The organism is Mycobacterium sp. TH-M25, assembly GCF_057473665.1.
Genome location: NZ_JBYCLA010000288.1, coordinates 1 through 5672 on the forward strand (window position 1 = coordinate 1; position 5672 = coordinate 5672).

Below are 5672 nucleotides of genomic sequence, written 5' to 3' on the forward strand. Positions count from 1 at the left end.
TGCTGAGGTGGTTCATGATCACCTGGCCGCGTTCCCCGTAGGCCACGTGCTCGCCGGTGTCGGGGTCGACCACCGAGAAGGTCGCATACGGACTGCGCGGGTGGAAGACGAACGGCCCGTCGCCGTCGACGCGGCGGGTGATGGCCTGCGACAGGATCATCGTGCTGCCGAACGCCATGGTGATCGTCGTGTTCGGGAAGATGCTGTCGAACAGATCGAGCGTGTCGATATCCACGTGGGCGCCGCTGAGCAGCATGAAGCCGACCTTCTCGTTGAGCAGGGCGACCACCTCGTCGTCGCGCGCCAGCGCCTCGAGCAGCGGTGGGGTGGTGTGCAGGTTGGCCACCAGCTGGGTGGCCAGCACATGGACTGCCTGTTCGACGAGATGGTCGACGTAGGAGGCCATTTCGGCTGCGGCGCCGCGCGCCACCAGCTTCTTCACCCACCGCGGATCCAGATCGATGGCGTGAAAGGTCGATCCGAGCCGCTCGGCGACGAGCCGGGAGAAGAAGCCCACGCCGTGCGGCCCGCTCGGCATCATGCACAAGAAGTCGCAGCCCCGCACGAAGCCGCCGTCGGCGAAGTCCTCGGTTTGCCACTGCACGATCTGCGCGACCCAATCCGGCAGCTGGACAGTCTTTTTGGGTGGTCCGGTGGTGCCGCCGGACTCGAAGATCTGCGGTACCGGTGCCGGTGATCCGTAGCCGCGGGGAATGAGATCCGCGACGGGGACGGTGCGTAATTCGCTGAGCAGGTTGGGGAACAGCGTGAGGTCGGCGAAGGTGTTGACGTCGGTCAGCGGATTGAAATCCAGCGTTCGGGCCGCGCGTAGCCAGAAGGCGCTGCCGGTCTGCTCGCCGAAATGCCAGGCGATTGCAGCGCGTAGGTACGCCTCCGGATCCGCTATCGGGGCCGCGCGTGGCACGTCCAGCAGCGAGAACTCGACGTCGGCCATGGCTTCGATCATGTCGTAGCGCGCAGCGGACCGGCAACTACGATTCCGCCAATCCGCTTTACCGGGGCCGGATTTAGTGCGCAGTTAATCGGCCGTAGCGACAGTATTAGCCAAGCCGACATATCGCAGGTCGCTCACCTTGGCGCGCGAGCGCGTCGACTGTGCAGCTCGAATGGGTGATTCCGCCGTTTCCACTTGTGCAAGCTGCACACTCGGCGTCGACGAAATCCCGGCAGGTCAGCGACGGTATGGCTGCCAGCCGCCTTCGGGCTGGGCGAGCCGGTCGGCGATCACCGACAGCGTCTGCACATTGTGCCCGTAGCCCAGGTGGCTGCTGCGGACTTCGACGTTCTCGGTGTGCGGGGCGGGCACGCTGGTGCAGCATGGCCAGGCCACGATGCCGTCGGACTTGCTGTAGATGCAGGTCGTCGGTACCGGCAATGGTTGCGCACGCCGGTCGAGGGCGCGCTGGGAGACGGATTCGCCGGCATCCGCGCCGCGGTTCACCAGCCGCCACACCCGCCAGGCCGTGCTGGCCTGGTGGTTGCCGCGAAACGGGGAGCCCAGCGTGATCACCGACCGGACGTCGTCGGGCAGCCCGCGGGCCAGTTCGCGCGCGTAGATTCCGCCGGCACTCCAGCCGATCAGGCTGACGCGCCGACCGGCATTGCGTTCGCGGATGTGGTGCAGACGCGCGGGCAGGGATTCCTTCATGCTGGCGCGGTAGCCCATGTTGGTGCCCAGGCCCCAGTCGTAGACCCGATAATCCAACTGGCGCAGCACATTACGTAGCAGGTCTGTCGAGAGCGGACCGGCCAGGAACCCCGGCAGCACCAAAACCGGATGGCCGTCGCCGCGTCGCCAACCGGCGATACGCCACATCGCCAAGCGCGCGGACACGTACTCCAGGCCAGTACGCCACTCGAGTGTGCGGAGCAGGTGTCCCGGGGGTGCCGCATTGGCGGCGTCGGGTATCTGCGCCGACTCCTCGGCGACCAACTCAGGAGTAGAAGCCATCCAGTGTCTCCTTGTTCTGCTCGGCGACCACGCCGCGTTTCACCTTGAGCGACGGCGTCAGTTGGCCGCCGTCGACGGACAAGTCGTGGTCGAGCACCGCCCACTTCTTGATCGTCTCCCACCGGTTCAGGCTGGCGTTGAGCTTGGTGACGTGCTCGTGGATCATCTCGTGCACCGCTTCGGACTTCGTCAGTTCCTGGTACGACTTGCCTTCCAGCCCATTGTCTTTGGCCCACCCGCCGATCGAATCCTCGTCGAGGGTGACCAGCGCCGCGGCGAAGTTCTTGCCCTCCCCGAACACCATGAACTGGCTGGCGTACGGGCACAGCGTGGCGAAGCGCGCCTCGATCGCCGGCGGCGCCACGTACTTGCCGTTGGACAGCTTGAACAGTTCCTTGATTCGGCCGGTGATCGACAGGAAGCCGTCCTCGTCGAGCTTGCCCTGGTCCCCGGTGGACAGCCAGCCGTCTTTGAGCGTGGCGGCGGTGGCGTCGTCGAGGTGGTGGTATCCGGCCATCACGCAGTCGCTGCGGAACTGCACCTCGCCGGCGTCGCTGATGCGCACCTCGGTGCCCTCGAAAGGGAGACCGACGCTGCCCAGCTTGTAGTTGTCCGGGCGGTTGATGAAGCCCGCGCCGGACGACTCGGTGAGCCCGTAGCCCTCCAGGACCAGCACGCCGGCGGCCTCGAACCATTCTGCGACGTCGCGGTTCAGCGGCGCCGAGCCGGAGATGAAGAAGCGGATGCGCCCGCCGAACACGTCGCGGATTTTCGCGAACACCAGCCGGTCGAACAGCTTCTGCTGCAACGCCAGATGCGGCCCGACGGACGTGCCCTCACGGCGGCGGCGCGCCACCTCCTTGCCCACTGCGAACGCCCGCCCGAACAGCATCGCCTTGGCGCCCTTTTGCTGGGTGATGATCTTGTTGTAGGCCTTCTCGAAGATGCGCGGCGCCGCACCCATGAAGGTCGGCTTGACGATCCCGCAGTTCTCCACGATCTTGTCGACGCGACCGTCGATCGCGGTGGCAAACCCGCACGCCACCTGGGTGGCGATCAGCACCTTGCCGAAGGCGTGGGCCAGCGGCAGCCACAGCAGTTGCAGATCGTTCTCGTCGAGCAGACCCATGCCGGCGATCACGTTGCCGGTATAGACCCAGGACTTGTGCGGCAGCCGGACGCCCTTGGGCCTGCCGGTGGTTCCGGAGGTGTAGATCAGCGTGGCCAGCTGCTCGGATTGGATCTCGTCGGCGACTTTCTGCACGCAATTGGCATGCTCGGCAAGGTATTTCGCACCCTGGTCGGCGAGGTCGTCGAGGGTGATCACCCAGGGGTCTGCTGCGGTCCCCTCGATCAGCACGACCTTGGTCAGGTTGGGCAGATCGCTGCGCCGCTCGGTGAGCTTCGCCAGCTGGGTGTCGTCCTCGGCGAAGACGATCTTCGAACCGGAGTCGGCCAGGATGTAGGCGGTGTCCTCGGCGTTGGTGCTGGGGTAGACGGTCGTGGTCGCGGCGCCGGCGCACAGGATCGCCAGATCGGCGAGGATCCACTCCAGGCGGGTGGCCGAGGCGATGCCGACCCGGTCTTCGGGCTCGACGCCGAGCGACAGCAGCCCGGCCGCCAGCGCCTCGACCCGTTCGGCAGCCTGCTTCCAGGTGACCGAGGTCCAGCCGCCGTTGTCGGGGAAGCGAAACGCCTCGTGGTCGCCGGACTTCTCGACGCGCTGCAAGAACAGCTGCGCCAGGTTGGACGCTCGGTGTGGGTTAGCACTCGTCTGGGCCATCGGACTTCCCTTTGCTCTCAGTGGTCTTCCTCGTGAGTTCGTGGGGGTGCGCCATGATCGCCGTTGCGCAGCGATCTCGACGCGGGGAAGGCAACTCCCGGCCCCGACGAACTCACGAGCCAGACCACTTAGCGACACACCTCCGTGTCGATCTTGCTGGGAGTGCCGTCCTCAGGCAGGCGAAAACGCGAATTTGTTGTCCGATTGGCTGCCAGCCGTGGCCTCCGCCAGTTCGGGCTGGACCATTCCGGCGGTCCTGGCCAAGAAGTTGGGCGCCAGAATCGACAGCCCGGTGGCCCCCGCGGTTGCTCCCGCGACGGCGGTCCAGGCGACCGGTCCGAGCGGTGTGCAGCCGAAGAAGTGACTGACACCCGGCGTCTGCACGATCGCCACCAGCACTGCCGAGCTGCCCAGCGCCGTCGCCACCACGAGCGGGCTGTGCCGGCGGGTGAGCAGCGTCTGCGCCAGCTGCGTCATCACCAGGGCGGTCAATCCCATTGTCGAGGTGCGCCTCTCGGTGCCCGGCGTCCAGCGCCCGACGGCCCAGGCCGCGGTGGCGCCGGCCGCGGTGACCGCGCCACGGGTGACGATCTGGCGCATCAGCTCCACGTCCAGCGACGGCGTCGGCCCGGTCAGCACCGCCCGCTGATACGCGCGCCGGGCTTCGAGGGCTTCTTCCTCGGTGTCGTACTCGTCGCTGTCGGGTTCCTCGAACTGCGGGGTGACGGCGACCGCCAGCGCGGGGAACATGTCGGTCAACAGGTTGACCAGCAGCAGTTGGCGGGTTCCCACCGGCGCCCGCCCGCTGCCCAGGGCAGTGCCGATGATGGTGAACAGCACCTCGCCGACGTTTCCGCCGACCAGGATGGTCACCGCGTCGCGCACACCGCCCCACATGCCCCGGCCCTCGACCAGCGTGTCGAGCAGCACACCCAGGTCGTCGTCGGTCAGCACGATGTCGGCGGCGCCGCGGGCGGCCGAGGAGCCGCGACCGCTGACCCCGATGCCGACGTCGGCCATCCGGATCGCGGCGGCGTCGTTAGCCCCGTCGCCGACCATCGCCGTCACTCGTCCGCAGCGTTGCAGCGCCCCGACGATCTGCACCTTCTGCTCCGGGCTGACCCGGGCGAACACCTGCACATCGGCGACGAGCTTGGCCGCGGCGTCCGCGTCGAGGCCGTTGAGCTCCGCGCCGGTGAGCACCCGCGCGTCGGTCGGCAGACCCAGTTGACGGGCGATCGCCCGGGCGGTCACCGGGTGGTCGCCGGTGATCAGCACGACGTCCCGGTCGGCCTCGACCAGCGCTTCGATCAACGGGCGCGCCGAGGGGCGGGCGGTGTCGGCCAGCCCGACGTAACCGATCAACTCCAGATCCTGCGCGGCGGCGTCGACGGCGTCGGCGTCGGTGTCGTCATCGTCGTCGGTGTCGTGCACCCAGTTGCGCTTCGCGACGGCCAGCACCCGCAGGCCCTGCTCGGCGAGGTGGTGCACCACCGACTCGGCGTGGTCCTTGTCGGCGTGCGGGTCGGCGAACGCGCACCGCGACAGGACGACTTCCGGTGCACCCTTGAGCATCAACACGGGTTGTTCGGGATTGTCGTCGAGCGTGCCGATCGAGGCCGAGAAGCCGCGGCTGGACTCGAACGGGACCTCGGCGAGCAGGGTCCACTGCGGGTCGGTGCTGCCCGCATGCGATTCCGCGGCCTTGAGAATCGCCTCGTCGGTGGCGTGCGCGTGGCCCTGCGACTCGTGCGGCTGGGATGACGCGCGCGCGGCGGCCCGCAGCACCTGGGTGGCCTCCGGGTCGGCGACACCGGGGAACGGTCCTTGCGGGTCGGTGCCGGCCGGCACCGAACGGACAACGCGCAGCCGGTTTTCGGTGAGCGTGCCGGTCTTGTCGAAGCAGATGGTGTCGAC

4 protein-coding genes are annotated in these 5672 nt (G+C 67.9%); all 4 read right to left on the reverse strand.

The annotated features are described in order from the left end of the window. A partial coding sequence (locus AC2VOU_RS09695) for a phenazine antibiotic biosynthesis protein (RefSeq protein WP_486957178.1) occupies nt 1-955 on the reverse strand: 955 nt, incomplete at its 3' end. Nucleotides 956-1192: 237 nt separating this feature from the next. Then, on the reverse strand, nt 1193-1972 hold the full coding sequence (locus AC2VOU_RS09700) for an esterase/lipase family protein (protein ID WP_486957179.1): 780 nt from the start codon (nt 1970-1972) through the stop codon (nt 1193-1195). Continuing rightward, the gene (locus AC2VOU_RS09705) at nt 1956-3755 is read right to left on the reverse strand and encodes an AMP-dependent synthetase/ligase (protein WP_486957180.1); all 1800 of its coding nucleotides are present in this window, start codon (nt 3753-3755) and stop codon (nt 1956-1958) included. Before AC2VOU_RS09705 ends, AC2VOU_RS09700 begins: the two co-directional genes overlap by 17 nt. A 171-nt stretch (nt 3756-3926) precedes the next feature. Beyond that, nucleotides 3927-5672: HAD-IC family P-type ATPase (locus tag AC2VOU_RS09710; protein ID WP_486957181.1), on the reverse strand; the 1746-nt coding region annotated here is incomplete at its 5' end.

Bases quoted from the DNA above. Each gene is read 5' to 3' on its own strand.
- AC2VOU_RS09700 (WP_486957179.1), bottom strand. From the start codon at position 1,972: ATGGCTTCTACTCCTGAGTTGGTCGCCGAGGAGTCGGCGCAGATACCC.
- AC2VOU_RS09705 (WP_486957180.1), bottom strand. From the start codon at position 3,755: ATGGCCCAGACGAGTGCTAACCCACACCGAGCGTCCAACCTGGCGCAG.